The sequence below is a fragment of the Flavobacterium psychraquaticum genome (genome assembly GCF_034497725.1).
GTDB classification, from domain to species: Bacteria; Bacteroidota; Bacteroidia; order Flavobacteriales; family Flavobacteriaceae; genus Flavobacterium; species Flavobacterium psychraquaticum.
In genome coordinates this window covers 1-19645 of the sequence record NZ_JAXKVR010000023.1, presented here as the reverse complement: position 1 = coordinate 19645, position 19645 = coordinate 1, and the positions used below count along the sequence as shown (strand labels likewise).

At 32.5% G+C, this 19645-nt stretch carries 19 protein-coding genes; 10 read left to right on the top strand and 9 right to left on the bottom strand.

Annotated elements, in window-relative coordinates:
- Window positions 1-59: 59 nt before the first annotated feature.
- From ccoS to T1L09_RS02815, 7 genes are all read left to right on the top strand, one after another.
- Window positions 60-260 carry a cbb3-type cytochrome oxidase assembly protein CcoS gene (gene ccoS / locus T1L09_RS02845; protein WP_322549440.1) on the top strand — a complete coding sequence of 67 codons (201 nt, stop codon included), beginning with the start codon at window positions 60-62 and terminating at the stop codon, window positions 258-260.
- 2 nt (window positions 261-262) lie between these two features.
- On the top strand, window positions 263-2446 hold the full coding sequence (gene ccoN, locus T1L09_RS02840; protein WP_322549439.1) for a cytochrome-c oxidase, cbb3-type subunit I: 2184 nt from the start codon (window positions 263-265) through the stop codon (window positions 2444-2446).
- Complete coding sequence (locus T1L09_RS02835) at window positions 2446-2619, top strand: CcoQ/FixQ family Cbb3-type cytochrome c oxidase assembly chaperone (protein ID WP_322549438.1); 174 nt, start codon at window positions 2446-2448, stop codon at window positions 2617-2619. Before ccoN ends, T1L09_RS02835 begins: the two co-directional genes overlap by 1 nt.
- A gap of 78 nt (window positions 2620-2697) precedes the next feature.
- The gene (locus tag T1L09_RS02830; RefSeq protein WP_322549437.1) at window positions 2698-3651 is read left to right on the top strand and encodes a cbb3-type cytochrome c oxidase N-terminal domain-containing protein; all 954 of its coding nucleotides are present in this window, start codon (window positions 2698-2700) and stop codon (window positions 3649-3651) included.
- 109 nt (window positions 3652-3760) lie between these two features.
- A complete protein-coding gene (gene ccoG / locus T1L09_RS02825; RefSeq protein ID WP_322549436.1) occupies window positions 3761-5182 on the top strand; it encodes a cytochrome c oxidase accessory protein CcoG in 1422 nt (473 codons plus the stop codon).
- A 14-nt stretch (window positions 5183-5196) separates the two neighbouring features.
- Entirely contained in the window at window positions 5197-5643 is a 447-nt protein-coding gene (locus tag T1L09_RS02820; protein ID WP_322549435.1) for a FixH family protein, read from the top strand.
- 69 nt (window positions 5644-5712) lie between these two features.
- Window positions 5713-6414 carry a sulfite exporter TauE/SafE family protein gene (locus T1L09_RS02815; RefSeq protein ID WP_322549434.1) on the top strand — a complete coding sequence of 234 codons (702 nt, stop codon included), beginning with the start codon at window positions 5713-5715 and terminating at the stop codon, window positions 6412-6414.
- 109 nt (window positions 6415-6523) lie between these two features.
- On the opposite strand, the gene T1L09_RS02810 is transcribed toward T1L09_RS02815, so the two are convergent.
- The 3 genes from T1L09_RS02810 to T1L09_RS02800 all read right to left on the bottom strand — a co-directional run bounded on the left by T1L09_RS02810 (window position 6524) and on the right by T1L09_RS02800 (window position 10296).
- Window positions 6524-7651 carry an endonuclease gene (locus T1L09_RS02810; RefSeq protein ID WP_322549433.1) on the bottom strand — a complete coding sequence of 376 codons (1128 nt, stop codon included), beginning with the start codon at window positions 7649-7651 and terminating at the stop codon, window positions 6524-6526.
- 1 nt (window position 7652) lies between these two features.
- Window positions 7653-8870: an RsmB/NOP family class I SAM-dependent RNA methyltransferase gene (locus T1L09_RS02805; RefSeq protein ID WP_322549432.1), complete on the bottom strand. Its 1218-nt coding sequence runs from the start codon at window positions 8868-8870 to the stop codon at window positions 7653-7655.
- 73 nt (window positions 8871-8943) lie between these two features.
- Window positions 8944-10296 (bottom strand): hypothetical protein, encoded by a 1353-nt coding sequence (locus tag T1L09_RS02800; RefSeq protein WP_322549431.1) that lies wholly within the window; start codon window positions 10294-10296, stop codon window positions 8944-8946.
- Between the two features lie 264 nt (window positions 10297-10560).
- Between T1L09_RS02800 and T1L09_RS02795 the strand changes: the two genes are divergently transcribed.
- Window positions 10561-11490 carry a WD40/YVTN/BNR-like repeat-containing protein gene (locus T1L09_RS02795; RefSeq protein WP_322549430.1) on the top strand — a complete coding sequence of 310 codons (930 nt, stop codon included), beginning with the start codon at window positions 10561-10563 and terminating at the stop codon, window positions 11488-11490.
- A gap of 33 nt (window positions 11491-11523) precedes the next feature.
- On the opposite strand, the gene T1L09_RS02790 is transcribed toward T1L09_RS02795, so the two are convergent.
- From T1L09_RS02790 to T1L09_RS02780, 3 genes are read right to left on the bottom strand one after another with little or no spacing between them, the layout of a single operon-like run.
- Entirely contained in the window at window positions 11524-11973 is a 450-nt protein-coding gene (locus tag T1L09_RS02790) for a sensor of ECF-type sigma factor (RefSeq protein ID WP_322549429.1), read from the bottom strand.
- A 4-nt stretch (window positions 11974-11977) separates the two neighbouring features.
- A complete protein-coding gene (locus tag T1L09_RS02785; protein WP_322549428.1) occupies window positions 11978-12400 on the bottom strand; it encodes a hypothetical protein in 423 nt (140 codons plus the stop codon).
- Window positions 12401-12430: 30 nt separating this feature from the next.
- The gene (locus tag T1L09_RS02780; RefSeq protein WP_322549427.1) at window positions 12431-12973 is read right to left on the bottom strand and encodes an RNA polymerase sigma factor; all 543 of its coding nucleotides are present in this window, start codon (window positions 12971-12973) and stop codon (window positions 12431-12433) included.
- Window positions 12974-13089: 116 nt separating this feature from the next.
- On the opposite strand from T1L09_RS02780, the gene pdxH reads away from it, so the two are divergent.
- Both pdxH and T1L09_RS02770 read left to right on the top strand, forming a co-directional pair.
- Window positions 13090-13734, top strand: a complete 645-nt coding sequence (gene pdxH / locus T1L09_RS02775; RefSeq protein WP_322549426.1) for a pyridoxamine 5'-phosphate oxidase — start codon at window positions 13090-13092, stop codon at window positions 13732-13734.
- A 219-nt stretch (window positions 13735-13953) separates the two neighbouring features.
- Window positions 13954-14445, top strand: coding sequence for a CAP domain-containing protein (locus tag T1L09_RS02770; protein WP_322549425.1), 492 nt, complete (start codon window positions 13954-13956; stop codon window positions 14443-14445).
- A 78-nt stretch (window positions 14446-14523) separates the two neighbouring features.
- Here the strand turns inward: T1L09_RS02770 and T1L09_RS02765 are convergent, their stop codons facing one another.
- The 3 genes from T1L09_RS02765 to T1L09_RS02755 all read right to left on the bottom strand — a co-directional run.
- The gene (locus T1L09_RS02765) at window positions 14524-16431 is read right to left on the bottom strand and encodes an OmpA family protein (protein ID WP_322549424.1); all 1908 of its coding nucleotides are present in this window, start codon (window positions 16429-16431) and stop codon (window positions 14524-14526) included.
- 12 nt (window positions 16432-16443) lie between these two features.
- Window positions 16444-17352: a PorP/SprF family type IX secretion system membrane protein gene (locus tag T1L09_RS02760; RefSeq protein ID WP_322549423.1), complete on the bottom strand. Its 909-nt coding sequence runs from the start codon at window positions 17350-17352 to the stop codon at window positions 16444-16446.
- Window positions 17353-17382: 30 nt separating this feature from the next.
- On the bottom strand, window positions 17383-19645 hold a 2263-nt coding region (locus tag T1L09_RS02755; RefSeq protein ID WP_322549422.1), incomplete at its 5' end, for a T9SS type B sorting domain-containing protein.

Below are 19645 nucleotides of genomic sequence, written 5' to 3'. Positions count from 1 at the left end.
ATAATTATCATATTTTATAAAATAGAGCAGAAGTAACTTTGTTAACACAAAATTAAGGTATGAGTGTCATTTATATATTAATCGCAGTAAGTATAAGCGTTGCTGTTTTTTTTCTATTTGCTTTTATAAAAGCAGTAAGAAGTGGACAATATGATGATGATTATACGCCATCTGTCAGAATGTTATTTGACGATGAATTAGTAAAAGAAAATCCAGACAAATTAATACAAACACAAACAGAAAAACAAAAATCAATCTAATTATGGAGAAGCAACAATTTTATTACGACAACAAAATTGTAAGAAACTTCCTTTACGCCTCAATACTTTTTGGAGTTGTAGGAATGCTTGTAGGGCTAATCGTAGCCTTCTTATACCTGTTTCCAAATTTAACGGACGGAATTCCGTGGTTAAGTTACGGGAGACTAAGACCTTTGCATACTAACGCAGTAATTTTCGCTTTCGTTGGGAATGCTGTTTTTGCAGGGGCATATTACTCACTACAACGTTTGTTAAAGACAAGAATGTACAGCGATTTCTTAAGTAAACTTAACTTTTGGGGTTGGCAGTTAATTATTTTAGGAGCTGCAATCACTTTACCTTTAGGTTTTACAACATCAAAAGAATATGCAGAATTAGAATGGCCGTTTGACATTGCCATCGCTCTGATTTGGGTTTCATTTGGTGTGAATATGATTGGCACAATTATCAAAAGAAGAGAGCGTCATATTTATGTAGCCATTTGGTTTTACCTAGCTACTTTTATTGCAATTGCTTTACTACATATTTTTAACAGTTTAGAAATTCCGGTTTCTGCATTCAAATCGTATTCAGTTTATGCTGGAGTTCAAGATGCATTAGTGCAGTGGTGGTATGGACATAATGCAGTGGCATTCTTCCTGACGACGCCTTTCTTAGGATTGATGTATTATTTTGTGCCTAAAGCTGCTAACCGTCCTGTCTATTCTTACAGATTATCTATTATTCACTTCTGGTCGTTAATTTTCATCTACATTTGGGCAGGACCTCACCATTTATTATATTCTGCATTGCCAGATTGGGCTCAGAATTTAGGTGTTGCTTTCTCAATTATGTTATTAGCACCATCTTGGGGTGGTATGATAAATGGACTGTTAACATTAAGAGGTGTTTGGGATAAAGTTAGAGAAGATTCTGTACTTAAATTTTACGTTGTAGCTATAACAGGTTATGGTATGTCTACTTTTGAAGGGCCAATGTTATCTTTGAAAAACGTAAATGCTATTGCTCACTTTACTGACTGGATCGTTGCTCACGTTCACGTAGGAACATTAGCATGGAATGGTTTTATGACTTTTGGTATGATTTATTGGTTAATCCCAAGAATGACAAAAACCAAATTATTCTCTGAAAAATTAGCAAATTTCCACTTTTGGATAGGAACTTTAGGAGTTATTCTTTACACAATACCTATGTATGTTGCCGGTTTTTTACAAGCTTCAATGTGGAAACAATTCAATCCAGACGGAACTTTAGTATATGGAAACTTTCTAGAAACTGTTACTGAAATTATGCCAATGTATATTATGAGAGCAATTGGAGGAACATTATACTTCATTGGACTTTTAGTTTTAGTATATAATGTTATCAGAACGGTAAGACAAGGTTCAGCATTCGAAGATGAATTAGCAGAAGCAGCTCCATTGACAACTATTTCAGGAAAACAATTAAAAGGTGAAAAATGGCATTCTTGGTTAGAAAGAAAACCAATCCAATTTACAATTTTAACTACAATTGCTGTTGCAATTGGAGGTATTGTTCAAATCGTACCGATAATAGTTGTAAAATCTAATATCCCTACAATTTCTAGTGTGAAACCTTATTCACCTTTAGAGTTACAAGGGAGAGATATTTATATTAGAGAGGGTTGTAATAACTGTCACTCGCAAATGATTAGACCTTTCCGTTCGGAAGTAAAACGTTACGGTGAATATTCTAAATCAGGTGAATATGTTTATGATCACCCACACTTATGGGGTTCTAAAAGAACAGGTCCAGATTTAATGAGAATTGGAGGGAAATATAACGATAACTGGCACTTCAACCATATGTGGAGTCCACAACGTATGGATGAAAAATCGATTATGCCAGCTTATAAATGGTTATTTGATAATGAGGCAATGGATCATTCTTTGATCGAGAAAAAAATGGATGTAATGGTAACTTTAGGAGTTCCATATACACCAGAAGATATTAAAAATGCAAGAAAAAGCATTGAAGACCAATCTTCTAAAATCGAGAAAAACTTACATAATGATCCAGATTTTGTAAAATCGTATGAAACTAGTAAGAAAAATTCAGCAGCAAAGGGAGAAACTTTTGTACCAATGAAAGACAGAGAAATTGTTGCTCTTATTGCTTATTTACAACGTATGGGAACTGATATAAAAGTTAAAAAATCTGAATAATGTTAAAATTCATTAAACATAATTTAGAAACTATCAACGGCGTTGATATCTATCCGATAATTTCATTGACTTTGTTCTTCGTAATATTCGTTGTTTTCATTGTTTGGGCAATGACATACAGTAAAGATAAAATCAAAGAATTGAGTGAATTACCATTCAAAGATGAAAAATAAATAAATAGCTTCCGCTCTAGTTTGCAGTAGTGGAAGTCTATATAACCTTATCGTTATCAAATTTTAAAATTTAATCAAATGAAAAAACTAATTCCAGCATATGTAAGAGTTCCAGTACTTTTCGCAATTGTATTTGTAGCATTGGAATATTTTATTGACTCCGGAAGTCAACCAGCTTTTGTAAGGTTTCCTATGGTTTCTTTATTTTTAGGTGTATTTCTATTTTTATTAATTGCAATTGAAGTTGTAGTTAGTGCGGTTGACAAAATAACTTATCATCTATTAACAGATGAACAGAAAAAACAATTAGCGGAAGCGCAAGCTATGCCTTTCATGGAAAGCAATTTCTATCAAAATATTGTACAAAAATTAACTCGTACTAAAAACATCGAGGAAGAAAATGATGTTTTGCTTGACCACGATTATGATGGTATTAAAGAACTAGATAATGTTTTACCACCTTGGTGGGTTGGATTGTTTTGGGCTGGTATCATTTTTGCTATCGTTTATATGGTTCGTTTTCACGTAGTTGGAGACTACACGCAAGATGAAGAATTTTTAACCGAAATGGCAGAAAAAGACAAAGAGGTTGAAGAATATTTAAAAACAGCTCCAGATCAAATGGATATGGATAAAGTTATTTTATTAACTGATGCTGCTGCCTTAGCCGAAGGTAAAAAAATCTACGAGGCAAATTGTATCGCTTGCCACAGACCTGACGCAGGAGGCGCAATTGGACCTAACTTAACGGATGATCATTGGATTTTAGGTGGAGGCATCAAGAATGTATTCAACACTTTAATGGAAGGTGGAAGACCAGGTAAAGGTATGATTCCTTGGAAAGATCAAATTAAACCAACTGATTTACAAAAATTAGCTAGTTATGTGCTTTCATTGCAAGGATCTAATCCTGCAGACCCAAAACCAACTGAGCCAGAAGCAAAAGTTTGGGTAGAAGAAGGTGCTGCTGCTCCAGCTGTAGATGCTGATATGGCTCCAACCGCAGAAGTTATGGCTCCAGTAGCAGAATAATTAAGTATTTTACGTTGTGAAACAACAACGCAATAATAAAACTAAAAAGGTTTTGGGAAAACCCAAAACCTTTTTTAATTAAATTATAAGCACTAAAAATGTATAAAATATGTCTAATATAAATTTACCAGACGAAAGTTTCAGAGATAGTATTTCAACTATATCTGAAGATGGAAAAAGAAATTATGTTTTTCCAAAGAAACCTTCTGGACCTTATTGGGAGAAAAGAAAAATACTTAGCTACATATTATTAGTTGTTTTAGTAGTAGCACCTTTTATTAAAATAAATGGAAATCAGTTCTTGATGTTTAACATTATGGAACGTAGATTTAATATTTTTGGACTTCCTTTTTGGCCACAAGATTTTTATCTGTTCGTGATGTCAATGATTGTTGGGATTATAGGATTAACTTTATTCACTGTTGCTTTTGGAAGAATATTTTGTGGTTGGTTTTGTCCGCAAACTATTTTTATGGAAATGGTTTTCAGAAGAATTGAATATTGGATTGATGGCGACAGAGGTTCACAATTACGCTTAGACAGACAAAAATGGGATGCTGAAAAAATAAGAAAAAGAGCTACTAAATGGACGATCTTTTTTATTTTTTCATTCTTCATAGCAAATGTTTTTTTAGCGTATTTAATTGGAAGTGATGAGTTGTTAAAACTAATAACTGAAGGACCAGTAAATAATACAAGCACACTAATTCCTTTATTAATTTTTACAGGTATTTTCTATTTTGTTTTTGCTTGGTTTAGAGAACAAGTATGTATTATTGCTTGTCCTTACGGAAGAATGCAAGGTGTGTTATTAGATAATAAATCGATTAATGTCGCTTACGATCACGTTAGAGGAGAAGGTGAGAAAGGTAGAAAAAAATGGAGAAATGGTGAAGATAGAGAAGCTGCTGGTTATGGTGATTGTATCGATTGTAACCAATGTGTTGTAGTTTGTCCTACCGGAATTGATATTCGTAACGGTACGCAGTTAGAATGTGTAAACTGTACCGCTTGTATCGACGAGTGTGATGCTGTTATGGAAAAAGTAGGCTTACCAAAAGGACTAATTCGTTATGCCAGTGAAGATGAAATTGTAAATAAACGCAAGTTCGAATTGACTCTTCGAATGAAAGGGTATATAGCAGTTTTAATCATCTTAATTGGTGTTTTAATTGCAATGCTGTTTTTACGTAATGATGTTGAAGCAACTGTACTAAGAATGCCGGGTCAAATGTTTGAACATAAAGGCGAGAACATTAGTAATGTTTTTACTTTTAAAATTGTAAACAAAACCGTTAACGAATTAAAAGATATTAACTTTAAACTTAGAAACACTAAGGGTGAAATCAAATTAGTTGGTAAAGAAGCAATTGTTATAAAAGAACAAGGATTAGTACAAGGAACCATGTTTGTTGAAATTAATCAAGCACTTTTAGAAGATGATAAAATGGAAATTGTCATTGAAGTTTACAGTGGTGATAAATTAATAGAAACCGCAACGACCAATTTTATGGGTCCAAGAACGTTTTAAATAAAATTATAGATATGAAAATTAGTTGGGGAACAGGAATTGTAATTGCATTTACTTTGTTTATACTATTTATTTTATCGTTTGTATATAGAGTACAAACCGATCGAAAATATGATAATGAATTAGTAACTGAAGATTATTACAAAGCAGAAGGAGCTCTTGATCACGAAATTGAAAAGAAAAATAATGCGAATGCTTTAGCAACTCAAGTAATAATAAAAAAGAATGATGAAGGAATTCAAGTTGAATTTCCAGCTGATTTCGATTATTCAAAAATTAATGGAAAAGTGTCCTTATATAGACCGTCAAGTCAAAAACTAGATTTTGAAGTTTCGATTTCACTAACTAGTTCACATTTGCTCATACCTAAAAGTAATTTGACCGGCGGTCTGTGGGACATTTCTGTAGATTGGAATTACGAAGGAAAAGACTATTTGAACAAAGAAACTGTCTATTTCTAATCCTAGTTATAAAGCCTGCTTAGTTTTAGTTCTATTTGGAATTTATAATTTATTTTTTGATTTAATAATATGCTTTATTCAGCTTTTATCTTTGGTTTAATAAGTAGCTTTCACTGTGTAGGAATGTGCGGTCCTATTGCTATGATGTTGCCTGTAGATCGAAACAATCAGGCAAAGAAAATCACTCAAATCTTTACGTATCACATTGGCAAATTATTTGCTTATGGTAGTTTAGGATTGGTTTTTGGCTTGTTAGGAAAAAGCTTTTATTTAGCCGGAATGCAACAGCAATTATCTATCGTTGTCGGAATTTTGATGATAGTAGTGGCGTTGGTTCCTGAAAAAGTATTTGCAAAATATAACTTTTCAAAACCGGTTTACAAGATTATTATGAAAGTAAAATCGAGTTTGGGCCAACAATTTAAAAAGAAGAACTATAAATCCTTGTTTACCATTGGTTTATTAAATGGTTTTTTGCCTTGCGGAATGGTTTACGTCGCAATATTTGGAGCAACAGCAATGCAAAGTGTATCTTTAGGAGTTTTGTATATGATTTTATTCGGAATAGGAACAATCCCAATGTTAACAGTAGTGGTTTATGCTTCCAATATAATGTCATTTTCTTTAAGAGGAAAGATTCAAAAAGCAATTCCAGTAATTGCAGTTTTAATAGGAATGTTGTTTATTATAAGAGGATTAGGTCTTGATATTCCTTACATCTCTCCAAGCAATACAAGTTTATTTGTTCAGCCTGAAGTTGATTGCCATTAATAGTTTTTAGTTACTATTAAATGAGTTTTGTAATTTCATTTGTAACAATCTAAACCATAAAAAAAGCATCACGTTAAATGATGCTTTTTTATTTTATAGCTTGAAAGTATTAGTTTACAATCAATTTTTTTATAGTTGATGCATTTTCAGATGCTAATTGCATGATGTAAAAACCTGTTGGTAAATTAGACACTTTATAAGCGTTGTTTTCAACTTTAGATGGATTTTTAATCTCTTGTATAATTTGTCCGTTAACATTGTATAAAATGATGGTTTTTAATTCTGTTGACGTTGTAACATAAACTTCATTGTTCACAGCAGGGTTCGGATAAACTAAGCTATTTTCCAAAGCATAAGTATCTGTAGCTAATACGAAAACTGTTGGCCATCTATTTTCCGCTTGAGGACCACCCCAAATTACGGTTGCCAAGTAAGGATTATCAATAAACGGATTTCTATTTCCTTGTGCATAAGTATTTGCTGTATTTCCAAGATAAGTATTTCTGTTATCTTCATATTGAGAAACAGGATCTTCTGCATTCCATTCTAAAAATAATTGCACCATATTACTATCATTTGCGGCAGTTGCTATTCCAGTTTGTGCTACACCTGTTGGCAAACATTGTGATCCGTATCTTAAATACATATACATCATCATTCGTGCAACATCACCTTTCCACTCATCACCTGGATACCATAAAATTCCACTTTCAAAAGAATTTCCATTTCCATCAATAAACTTATTGTTATCGCGTAATCCATTTCTTGCAACGTCAGCAGCTCTTAAATGATGTACATCTGCGTTGGCTTCATTGTCTTCTAAATTTGGTGTTCCTAAAGCTCTTGGATAAGTATGTTCTCTGTTCCAAGCACAATTTTGAGCGCCACTATCTGCTTCTTTATGTCTTCTTCGATGATCATTATCATCTAATGAATTCCCAAAGTTGGATTCACTTACGTAAGTACAAACATTACTACTAAATCCATAAACTAAAAATAAATAGGTATTAGTTACGTCATTTGGATCTAAATCAATAATTTTAATAGCATCTTCAGCTTCAGCGTAAGTGAGAAATTTGGTATGAGTGCTTGTAATCTTTGTTTCCAAAGCACTTTTTAAACTCATTCCAGTTAAAGTCCAGTTAAAACCATTGTAATATGGTGTTGCTGGTGCTCCAGCTTGTGAAAAAGCTAAAGAAACAAATGCAAAAAATATTAAAGTAAAGTTCTTTTTCATACTATTTATTTTTTCGTTCTAATAAAGCCATATAAAAACCGTCAAAACCACTTTCGTGTGCTAAAACTTTTCTATCTTGAATAAAAGTGAATTCTTTTCCAATTTCTGTGGTTAAGAAACGCTCAATTTGTTCTTGATTTTCTGAAGGTAAAACGGAACAAGTAGCATAAACTAATTTACCACCTGGTTTTACGATTTTAGAATAATTTTCTAATACTTCCGCCTGAATTTTTTTGATATTCTCAATAAATTCAGGTTGAAGTTTCCATTTACTATCCGGATTTCTTTTTAAAACTCCTAAACCACTACAAGGTGCATCGATTAAAACTCGATCCGCTTTTTCGTGTAATTTTTTAATAGTTTTCGTGCTTTCAATAACTCTTGGTTCAATATTAAATGCACCATTTCGTTTAGCACGAATTTTTAATTGCTTTAATTTACTTTCATATAAATCCATTGCAATAATTTGCCCTTTATTCTCCATTAATGAAGCCAAATGCAAGGTTTTTCCACCTGCACCTGCACAAGTATCTACAACTCGCATTCCTGGTTTTACATCCAAGAAATAAGCCACTAATTGAGAAGAAGCATCTTGTACTTCAAACAAACCGTCTCTAAAAGCATCTGTTAAAAACACATTCGCTCTTTCTGTTAAGATTAAAGCGTCTGGATACTCTTTGTTAAATTCCGTTGCAATATTTAAATCCATCAAAATAGCTCTTAGTTTTTCTTTTGTTGTTTTCAAAAGATTTACTCTCAGAATTACTTTAGCTTGTTGGTTTTGAGCCGCTAACTCTTTGGTCCAAATTTCTTCGCCCAATTCTTTAACACCCAATTCGTCCATCCAATCTGGAATTGACTCTTTGTATTTTCTAGTTTTTGTTAATTCGTCAAATTTCCCTTTGATTCTTCTAACCGGCGTTTCTTCGAAATATTTCCAATCGGGTAGGGTGTAACCTCTTAAAACAGCCCAAACAGCAAATATTCTCCAAATTTTATCTCTATCAAATGGTTCTCTTACTTCTGCAATTTCAACGTATAAACGTTTCCATCGCACAATTTCATAAATCGTTTCTGCTACGAATTTTCTATCCGTACTTCCCCAACGTTTGTCTTTTTTTAAAGCTCTAGCTACCACTTTATCAGCATATTCAGCGTCATTGAAAATTGCCATTAGCGAATCAATCGTTGTGAATACTAAATTTCTATGTAATCTCATTTTATATTTTAAATCAGCTTGCAAAGATACGAATTTAAATAAAAAAAGCTGCCTTATTTGGCAGCTTTATGATTTATCCTCTTCCTGAGCTTCGGGAATCGGAACTTCTTGAACCCGAATCACTTCTCTGGGAACTATTTCGTTGGCCTGAATCTCCTCTAGGTGCACTCATTCTTGGACTAGATTGTGAAGAACTTCTTTGATTTCCAGCACTTGGACCACTCGATCTTGAAGGAGCCGAATTTCTTTGATTATCCGCTCTAGGAGAAGATGTTCTAGGTTCAGCCGAATTTCTTTGGTTTTCCGCTCTTGGAGAATTTCTTGGCGTATTTGTGCTAGAAGCTATATTTGCATCTCTTTGTCTAGGTGCATTGGATTCTGCTCTAGTTGAATTTGTTCTAGGAAGAGATGTGTTTCTTGTTGGCGAAACTTCTGCAGTTCTAGTTCTTGGAGTAGCATTAGCATCTCTAGTTGCGTTAACTTCTCTGGTTCTAGGTGATGTATTCGCATCTCTAGTTCCATTCACTTCTCTAGTTCTTGGCGTCGTATTTGTATCTCTAGAACCATTAACTTCTCTCGTTCTTGGCGAAGTACTAGTTTCTCTATTTCCTCTGACGCCATTTGAATCGCTGTTTCTCGAATTATTTCCGGCCATTTCATTTCTTCCTCTTGGCGAATTTACTCTCCTATTATTGTCTAAATCTTGACGATTTGCATAACCTGCATTTCGGTGCGAAAATGAACGATCTGGATACCTAGTTTCATAACCGTTTCCTCTTCTTCCATAGTAGGAAGAATAAGCAACTTGACATCTTCTATTCGTTACATAATGATAAGAATGACCAAAATTTATGTGAATGTGAACGTTATTACGATATCTGTAAACTGGATATGGAGCCCAATAAGTATAATAACTTGGATAATAATTCCAATGCCAAGAAGAATAATACGGACTATAATTAGTTACCCAAAATGTATTATAAATTCTAGGACTGTGAACATAAACAGGTTCGTAAATGTAATTTTCACCATACATAAACACGTCACCTACAACTTGAACTTGAATTTTATTGTTTCGGTCTCTTTGCACTTCAATTGTAGCAACGTCTTGGTAAACATCTTTTTCTAAAACGGCTTGTACAATTACTAAATGTGCATTTCCTTCAACCGATTCAATAACACGTAAATAATCAACATAATTGTCGTTATTCAAATCTAGGTTTGAAATTTGAGCTTTAGGATCGTTGATTCTATTTTCAAAATCTTCTAAATTAGATGCATCACCAAATACGGTCGCAATAGCTCTTAAATCTAAGTTGTCACTAATATCAGCACTTGTTGCTCTAACTGTGGTTTTATCCTGAGCGACTAATGATGTTATCGATAACATTGCAATTGCACTCAAAGTCAGTAATTTCGTTTTCATAATTTCCGTATTTAGGTTAAACACATATTTCTTAATTTTGACTATCCAATTTCTGTGCCAAAAAATATTTTACAGATTAATTTATTGAATTATAGGTAGTTGCGTTTTTGCTTTTATTGTAACAGATTTTTTATATTTGGAGAATAATTTATAACTATGAAAAATTATTTCTTTTTATTGCTGATTTTCTGCTTCGGATGTGCTACAAAACAAAATAGTTTGGTTAGCCCAAAGTTCCAATCTCAACTACTTTCCAATGAAAAAATGAGTTGTAGAGCTCTTTTAGTGGATGAAGATTATATTTGGTTGGGAATGGATAAAGGAAGATTTGGTTATTACGATAAGAAAAAAGACACTTTACTATTAAAAACAATCGGATTTGTATCAAATTCAACAGAGTTCCGAAGCATTGCAATTACTAAAGAAGCAGTTTTTATACTAACGGTTGGAAATCCCGCTTTGTTGTTGAAGATTGATAAAAAAACCAAAAAAGAAACAATAGTTTATAAAGAAGAAGACGATAAAGTTTTTTACGACAGTATGCAATTTGCAGATGAATTAAATGGTTTTGCAATGGGCGATCCAATGGGAAATTGCTTATCGTTTATCAAAACTACTGATGGCGGAAATTCTTGGCAAAAAGTTCCATGTGAAAATTTACCAAAAGTAGAAGATGGAGAAGGAGCATTCGCAACTAGTAATACGAATTTAATCGTAAGAGGAAAAAGCATTTTTATGGTTTCAGGCGGAAAAAAATCTCGTGTTTTTGTGTCGAATGATTTTGGAAAAACTTGGAATGTTTATAACACGCCAATTATTCAAGGGGAAGAAATGACTGGAATTTTCACAGCTGATTTTTATGATGCTAAAATGGGAATTATCGCTGGTGGGAATTACTTAAAACAAGAACAAAATTCAGGAAACAAAGCAATTACTATTAATGGAGGAAAATCGTGGGATTTAATAGCCGAAAACCAGGCTTTTGGTTATGCTTCTTGCGTTCAATTCGTACCAAATACTAAGGGAAAGCAATTAATTTCAGTAGGAGGAACCGGTTTGTTTTATTCAGCAGATTTTGGGAAGAATTGGATTAAATTTTCAGACGATAAAGACTTATTTACCTTTAGATTTGCCTCTAAAAAAATATTTTATGCCACTGGTAAAAATAAATTAATCCGGTTTGATATTAAATAAAAAACGCCCAACAATTTGTTGAGCGCTTCTGCCTTAATTTTTATGTTTTTCTCGCATTTGTTTTAATAAATGACGGTTGAAATCACCTTCTGCTTTTTTGAGCTTCATTATTTTTTTATCGCTCATTATTCCTTGTAAGTCTTTGGTGTACTTTTTTTGAAGTGTGAATAATGTTTCTTCAATACTTTGCATTTGTGACAGTAGGGAAGAAGCTTCTTTTTCAGATAATTTCTCAATATTTCCTACATCTAATTTTCCAAGAATTGTGCGCATTTTTTCGTGACGCAAATCGAATTGTTTCTCTTGATAGTCGTTATAAATTGGCCAAAACTTTTGTGCTTCATCAGTTGTTAATTCTAACTGTTCAGTAATGTAAGCCACTTTAAGGGCTTTTATCTTCTCTTGCTTTTCTTTGTGTCCTTGTGCAAAGGAAAAATTGGTAACGAGAAGAAATAAAATGGGTACAATAAATTTTCTTATCATAATGTTATTCGTTTATAATGTAGTCTAAATTTTCTGTTTCAGATAAATAGTTTTCAATTCCGTCTGTGTTTGCAATAGTAACTCCAAGTGAAACTTCTAATTCTTCAATATCGTCATCAGTTAAATGTTTTGTTAATTCTATCATACCAACACTTTTTTGCGTTGCTAAATAATTTTCAATAGTTGTAGCATCTAACTTAGTTTCATTAGCCATAGTAAAGTAAACCGGAATACCAATTGCTAGCAAAACCGCAGCTGCAATACTGCTAATCCAAAGTTGCTTATTTTGAAAGATTGAAACAACTTTTATTTCCTTTTCCACTGAAATTTGTGCCATCATTTTAGCTTCAAACTGCTCAAAGTAATTTGCTGGAATTTTAAATCCGGATTCAATTTTATCGTTATGTTCTCTATCTATTGGTTCCATATTCATTAGACAATTATAATTCGTAAAGGTTTAATTTGTTTTTAAAAAATGTTCAACTTTCTTAACTGCAAGATGATAACTCGCTTTTAGTGCGCCAACAGAAGTTTCTAAGATTTCAGACATTTCTTCATATTTTAACTCTTGAAAGTATTTCATTTTGAATACAATCTGCTGTTTTTCAGGCAAGAGTGTAATTGCTTTTTGCAACTTGAGTTGAATTTCATTTCCATCAAAATACACATCACTTTCTAAACTGTTTATTGCTTTTTGCTGCACTTCTTCATTTGAAATACCTTGTTTTTTAGCTCTTTGTTGCATAAAAGTTATCGCTTCATTCGTGGCAATTCGATACATCCAAGAAAATAATTTACTATCACCTTTAAAATTTTTAAGATTGCCGAAAATTTTCACAAACGTATTTTGAAGTACATCATCAGCATCATCGTGATTCAAAACCATTCCTCTGATATGATTGTATAATGGTTTTTGATACAATTGCAAGAGGTTCCTAAACGCTTCGTTCTGCGTTTTCGGATGTAATAGTTCTAAAATAAATGCTTTTTCGTCTTGCAAAGTAGTACGTTTGATTACTTAAGACTAAAGATATTCAAAAAGGTTTAATTTTAATTTTTGTTTTGAGGTAATTCTATTTTTGAGTTGTAACTTTGTTGTATAAACAGCTTATTAAGATGAAAGATTTAAGTAATTATAGAAAGTCATACGAGAAAAGTGAACTTTTGGAAGATTCAATTCCTGAAGATCCAATTAATTTATTTCACCGATGGTTTTATGAAGCCGAAGAATTAAACGCCGCTGAAGAAGTGAATGCTATGACGGTAAATACAATTGGTTTAGATGGTTTTCCAAAGGCCCGTATTGTATTATTGAAAAAATTTAATGAAGAAGGTTTTATTTTTTATACTAATTATAATTCCGAAAAGGGAAAAGCACTAGCAAACAATCCAAATGTCTGTTTATCTTTTTTTTGGCCAACCGTAGAACGTCAGATTATAATTAAAGGAATTGCTGAAAAAACGAGTGCTATTGTTTCTGATAATTATTTTGCCTCAAGACCCGACGGAAGTAAACTCGGTGCAATTGTTTCGCCGCAAAGTGAAATTATTCCCGACAGGAAATTTTTGGAGAATAATTTAAAACAGTTAGAAAATGATTTGGAAGGGAATGAAATTCTAAGACCTACCAATTGGGGAGGATTTTTAGTTCGACCTGTAGAAGTAGAATTTTGGCAAGGTCGACCTAATCGTTTACATGATCGAATTAGATACAAATTAAAAGATAATTATGAGTGGCGAATAGAAAGATTAGCACCATAAAATAATAAAAAAATTTCGCAAAAAAAATCCCAACTAGTACTAGTTGGGATTTTTTTGTAAGTAAAATATTAATTAATACTTATTATAGCACAAAATATGTTAAATTTTTAAGCATTTCATCGATTATATTTGCGTGTTATCGATAGTTTTATACTTTTGTCAAGTGTATTACTTATTTCGTCGGTTATTTTGACCGTTTACCGTATAAAGATAGAAATTATGAAAAATTATATAGCAGCTTTTTTAGCAATTACAGTATTGACCTTTACTTCTTGTTCATCTGATTCAGATAATGCTGCAAACCCAACTGCAATTGAAGCGTTAAAAGGCTATTCTCATTCTGCGATGGAACTAGAATTATTAGATGAGGTTAATGCTTATCGAGTTTCAATAGGGTTAAATGCTTTAGAAATTATTGAACATATTTCTTACAAATCAAGTGAACATAATCAATATATGATTGCTGTAAAGAGCGTAAATCATGATGGATTTAGCGAAAGAAAAGTAAATTTACAGCAAGTTTTAGGTGCTGCTAGAGTAGGAGAGAACGTTGCTTATGGTTATTCATCCTCGTTTTCAACTGTAAATGCTTGGATTAATAGTCAAAGCCACAAAGCAAATTTAGAAGGTGATTACACTCATTTTGGTGTATCTATAAAAACAGATGCTGACGGAAAAAAATATTATACAAATATGTTTATAAAAAAGTAGTTTTTCATATTTGTTAGTACCAAAAAAGCAGCTATTTCATTTAGAGGAATAGCTGCTTTTTTTATAAGACTTAATTAATTACATTTTAATTACAATAAACTCACTTCTTCTGTTCTGTTGGTGTTCTGTTTCAGTGCACGGAACTCCATCACTACAGTCATTTATTAATTTAGATTCTCCAAATCCTTTTGCCGTTAATCTTTTTCTCTCAATTCCATTTTTAACCATAAATTCTAAAGTAGATTTTGCTCTACGGTCTGAAAGTAATTCATTGTATTTATGCGTTTGACGACTATCGGTATGTGATCGGATGTCAATTATCATAGATGGATACTGTTTCATAACGGCAATTATTTTTTCCAAATCTAATGCAGCATCTGGTCTAATATTCCATTTATCTAAATCAAAATAGATAATACTTATGTTCAATACTTTCGCTAAATCCGTACCTTCTTCAATTGGAATTATATTACGTTTTAATTCAATATTTAATTTTGATTCACCTTTTTCGTTAACAGGTTCAAATATTTTTTCAGTAGTTTCGTATTCTTCTTTTGAAGCTCTCACATAATATTGTTTATCACAGTTTATTTCAAATTCGTAATATCCTGTTTCTGAAGAATTTGTCTCACTTATTTGTTTCATCTGATTGTCAAATATAATCACTTTTGAATTGGGTAAAACCTTTTTAGTGTCTATATCAGTTATTATACCAGATAATTTATGGGTACAAATTTTAAACGAATAAATATCATCATAACCAGCGCCACCATTTCTATTTGAAGAGAAAAATCCTAATTTATCTCTATTTACATATCCAAAATCATCTTTAGGACTATTGATTGGTTTACCTACGTTTTCTGGATTTTGAAATTGCTTGTTTACATATTTTGCTTCGAAAATATCTAAACCTCCTAAACCAGGATGACCATTAGATGCAAAGAATAAGTTGTTATCAGCATCAACAAAAGGGAATGTTTCTCGACCTTCCGTATTTATAGTAGCTCCTAAATTTTCTGGTGTTCCAAACTTTCCATTGGCATCAATTGTTACTTTGAACAAATCAGACAATCCATAAGTTCCTGGCATATCAGATGCAAAATACATTGTTTTGTCATCTGGACTTAAAGCTGGATGAGCTGTTGAATAGTTATCATTACAAAATGGTAACTCAGTAACATTGGTCCATTTACCATCAACTAATTCTGCTTTATATATTTTCTCTAAAATACTTACTTTATCATTACTCTTTCTTTTTTTTCCGTTGTTGTAATTATTTCTAGTAAAATACATTGTTTTTCCATCTTTGGTAAAAATGGGAGAAGACTCATTGAATTTAGTATTGATCTCATTTGAAAAGTTTTCTACCGCTCCAAGTTTTCCTTCATTGTCAATTGATGTTACAAATAAATCTGTGAAGTTTTGCTTAGTCCAATCGTGAATTTTTGGATTTGTATTCCCGTCAATCCTAGAAGAAGTAAAAACTAATTTCTTTCCAAAAAATGAAGGTCCGTAATCATAAAATTCAGAATTTATAGCTGTATTATCAACTGCATATTTACCTGAAACTGCATTTATATCTTTTATATAATCTTTGTTTTGGGCATACAATCTACCTCTAGAATCAGATGTTTTCTGATTAAATTTAGCCATATATTCATCTGCCATCTCATATTTTTCTTGAGATTTCAAAGTCTGAGCATATCTGAAATAATATTCAGAATCCACATCTTGGCTAAGTGCAAACAATTCTTCATACGCTTTTCCTGCCTTATCTAAATCGCCATTGAAATAGTAAGAGTTTCCTAATTTTTCAAATAAATCTACTGACTTATAACCTTTTTCCGCAACTTTTTCATAAATCTCAATTGCATCAATATAAGAATAGCGTTCGTATTTTTTATCGGCTGTTTTTAATTTAGCCGATTGACCAAATGTTGAGAAGGTCATACCTATTAGGATAATAAAAATATACTTTGTTTTCATAATCATATTTTTTTAAAAGAATCTAGGTGCAGAAACTCGAGTTTTACTAAAAAGTTCATAACGAAGAAATATTTCGTGCGAACCTGAATTGAATCGTGCTAACTTAGTGGTTTCCATATCATATCCATAGCCAATAAACCACGAATCAGAAATTTGAAATCCGGCTAAACCACTAACAGCAGCGTCCCATCTATAAGCAGCTCCTAACGTTAACTTATCAAATAATAAGAAATTAGCTGTTACATCTGCTTGAATTGGTGCACCTTCTACAATTTTAGCTAACAAAGCAGGTTTGAATTTTAAACTTTCGCTTATATCAAAAACATAGCCTCCAATTAAATAAAAATGCATTTTTTCTTTAGTAATTTCTATGTCATTATCATTATATCTGTAGCTTTCAAAAAAGTTAGGAACTGACAATCCTGCATATCCTTTTTCAGAAAACAAATACAAACCGGCTCCTACATTTGGAGAAAATTCGGTATCTACATTTTGAAATTGAGGATCAAGAGGATCATATATAGTCAATTTATTTACATCTAAATTAAACAAATTAGCAGTTCCTTTTAGTCCTACAGATAATTTATAGTTTTCAGATACTTGAATAAAATAAGCTAAATCTGCCGAAATTTGATTTTCATTTGTTGGTCCTATTTTATCATTTGTGAATGATAATCCAACACCAAAATTTGAATCGCCTAAAGGTGTGTTTACACTAAAATTATTAGTTAATGGAGCTCCATCTAATCCTACCCATTGAGTTCGATGTAAGAGAAATGCACTTAAAGTTCCTCTTGAACCCGCATAGGCCGGATTTACATTTGCAGTGTTATACATGTACTGGGTATATTGAGAGTCTTGTTGTGAATAGCTCAAACCACATAAAAGTAATGTACAAATTATAGAGATATATGTTTTCATCTTGTTCATTTTTTTAATTACTATAATTCATTAACGATTAAGGTACAAATACCCAGATTTATTAAAATTTTTATTTTCCTCATCTGTATATTTCAAAATGTAGAAATATGTTCCGTCAGGTAGCGGCTCGTTTTTGTTGATAGTACTTCTTCCTTCAGAATTCCCTTTAAATGATTTCATTGCATTATCATAACCACTTTCGTCATAAACAAGTATTCCCCATCTGTTATAAATCTCCACATTGTTTGTAGGGTAACATTCTAATCCGTCAATGAAGAAGAAGTCGTTTGAGCCGTCTCCATTAGGAGAAACTGCATTGTAAACAGTGATATCACAAGCTGCTAGTACGATACAATCATCGTTTACATTTAAATAAATTTCAAATATCAGAGGACAATCATTATTTTCTTGAGTAACTACATATTGTATCGTGTAATAGCCAACGGTTACGTTTAACGGATTAAATATATTTCCATTTAAACCGCCAGAACTAGTAACTTCAGACCAAACTCCATTGGTAGGAGTAGTAACTCCCAATACAGAAAATAAATCAATTTCCTGATCTTCAGTACAAATAGAATAGTTAATTGCATCAAATGGCTCTTCAACTTTTACGTTAATTACTTGAGAAAATGTTGCTTCATTTCCACAATTGTCAGATACAATCCATTGATGTGTAATTGTATAATCGTAAATAGAAATTGTAGTAACTGTCTCTGAATAAACTACATCTAATATTCCTGAACAATTATCTGTAAATTCCGGTGTTGGTACTGGTGGAATTTCTGAACACATTACATCGATTACAGCTTCTAAAGGAGTTATAAGAGTAGGAGGTGTTGTATCTGTAACAGTAATAATCTGAGTATGACTTTCATTATTGTTACAAGCATCAGTTGCAGTCCAAGTTCTAATAATACTATAAGAACCGGCGCAATTAGAGCCTTCATAGTTTAAAGTATCAGCTACTGTAACTACTACATTAGCATCACAATTATCAACTGCTGTTAACGTTTGTACTTCAGGAAGATTATCACATGAAACACTTATGTTTCCTGGTAAATCACTTGTAAATACTGGTATTGTTGTATCAACAATTGTAAATGTTGCAGATGAAGTTGAATAATTTCCACAGTTATCAGTTGCTGTAAAGATTACAGTTGCTGTTCCTGTTGCGCCACACGTATCAGATACAGAAGTAAAGTTATTACTCCAAGTTACATCCGAACAAATATCCGTTGCTACTGCACCACCATTAGAAGCTAACCAAGTATTTAAAGCTTGAGTATTTCCATTTCCATCACATTCTACTGTAAGATCAGCAGCTTGTGTTGAAATAGTTGGATTAGAAGAATCAATAATTGTAAATGTTGCCGATGAAGTTGAGTAGTTTCCACAGTTGTCAGTTGCTGTAAAGATTACAGTTGCTGTTCCTGTTGCGCCACACGTATCAGATACTGAAGTAAAGTTATTACTCCAAGTTACAGTTGAACAAACGTCGGAAGCTACTGCGCCACCATTAGAACTTAACCAATTGTTTAAAGCTTCAGTATTACCAGTTCCATCACATTGCACTGAAAGATCAGCAGCTTGTGTTGAAATTGTTGGGCTTGTTGTATCAATAATTGTAAAGGTTGCCGTTGAAGTTGAAGTGTTTCCACAGTTATCAGTTGCTGTAAAAATTACAGTTGCTGTTCCAGTTGCACCACACGTATCAGATACTGAATTAAAGTTATTACTCCAAGTTACAGTTGAACAAACGTCGGAAGCTACTGCGCCACCATTAGAATTTAACCAATTGTTTAAAGCTTCAGTATTACCAGTTCCATCACATTCTACTTCAATATTAGTAGCATTTATTGTGATCATTGGAGCTGTTGAATCTTTAACCGTTATGATTTGCGATACGGAAGTTGCATTTCCACAATTATCAGTTGCAGTCCAAGTTCGAGTTAAGGTATAATTACTAACACAAGATCCATCTGTTCTTACTTCGTTAAAGGTTACAGTTGCATTTCCACAAGTATCAGTTGCAGCTAAAGTAGCAGCAGTTGGTACTGCATCACATTCTACAGTCACATTTGCGGGAGCTGTTGAAGTGAATGTTGGAGCTGTTGAATCTTTAACCGTTATGATTTGTGATACAGAAGTTGCATTTCCACAAACATCAGTTGCAGTCCAAGTTCGAGTTAAGGTATAATTACTAACACAAGATCCATCTGTTCTTACTTCGTTAAAGGTTACAGTTGCATTTCCACAAGTATCAGTTGCAGCTAAAGTAGCAGCAGTTGGT

Excerpts from the sequence above, each read along its gene's own strand:
- ccoS (WP_322549440.1), top strand. The coding sequence starts at position 60 with ATGAGTGTCATTTATATATTAATCGCAGTAAGTATAAGCGTTGCTGTT.
- ccoN (WP_322549439.1), top strand. The coding sequence starts at position 263 with ATGGAGAAGCAACAATTTTATTACGACAACAAAATTGTAAGAAACTTC.
- T1L09_RS02835 (WP_322549438.1), top strand. The coding sequence starts at position 2,446 with ATGTTAAAATTCATTAAACATAATTTAGAAACTATCAACGGCGTTGAT.
- T1L09_RS02830 (WP_322549437.1), top strand. The coding sequence starts at position 2,698 with ATGAAAAAACTAATTCCAGCATATGTAAGAGTTCCAGTACTTTTCGCA.
- ccoG (WP_322549436.1), top strand. The coding sequence starts at position 3,761 with ATGTCTAATATAAATTTACCAGACGAAAGTTTCAGAGATAGTATTTCA.
- T1L09_RS02820 (WP_322549435.1), top strand. The coding sequence starts at position 5,197 with ATGAAAATTAGTTGGGGAACAGGAATTGTAATTGCATTTACTTTGTTT.
- T1L09_RS02815 (WP_322549434.1), top strand. The coding sequence starts at position 5,713 with ATGCTTTATTCAGCTTTTATCTTTGGTTTAATAAGTAGCTTTCACTGT.
- T1L09_RS02810 (WP_322549433.1), bottom strand. The coding sequence starts at position 7,651 with ATGAAAAAGAACTTTACTTTAATATTTTTTGCATTTGTTTCTTTAGCT.
- T1L09_RS02805 (WP_322549432.1), bottom strand. The coding sequence starts at position 8,870 with ATGAGATTACATAGAAATTTAGTATTCACAACGATTGATTCGCTAATG.
- T1L09_RS02800 (WP_322549431.1), bottom strand. The coding sequence starts at position 10,296 with ATGAAAACGAAATTACTGACTTTGAGTGCAATTGCAATGTTATCGATA.
- T1L09_RS02795 (WP_322549430.1), top strand. The coding sequence starts at position 10,561 with ATGAGTTGTAGAGCTCTTTTAGTGGATGAAGATTATATTTGGTTGGGA.
- T1L09_RS02790 (WP_322549429.1), bottom strand. The coding sequence starts at position 11,973 with ATGATAAGAAAATTTATTGTACCCATTTTATTTCTTCTCGTTACCAAT.
- T1L09_RS02785 (WP_322549428.1), bottom strand. The coding sequence starts at position 12,400 with ATGGAACCAATAGATAGAGAACATAACGATAAAATTGAATCCGGATTT.
- pdxH (WP_322549426.1), top strand. The coding sequence starts at position 13,090 with ATGAAAGATTTAAGTAATTATAGAAAGTCATACGAGAAAAGTGAACTT.
- T1L09_RS02770 (WP_322549425.1), top strand. The coding sequence starts at position 13,954 with ATGAAAAATTATATAGCAGCTTTTTTAGCAATTACAGTATTGACCTTT.
- T1L09_RS02765 (WP_322549424.1), bottom strand. The coding sequence starts at position 16,431 with ATGAAAACAAAGTATATTTTTATTATCCTAATAGGTATGACCTTCTCA.
- T1L09_RS02760 (WP_322549423.1), bottom strand. The coding sequence starts at position 17,352 with ATGAAAACATATATCTCTATAATTTGTACATTACTTTTATGTGGTTTG.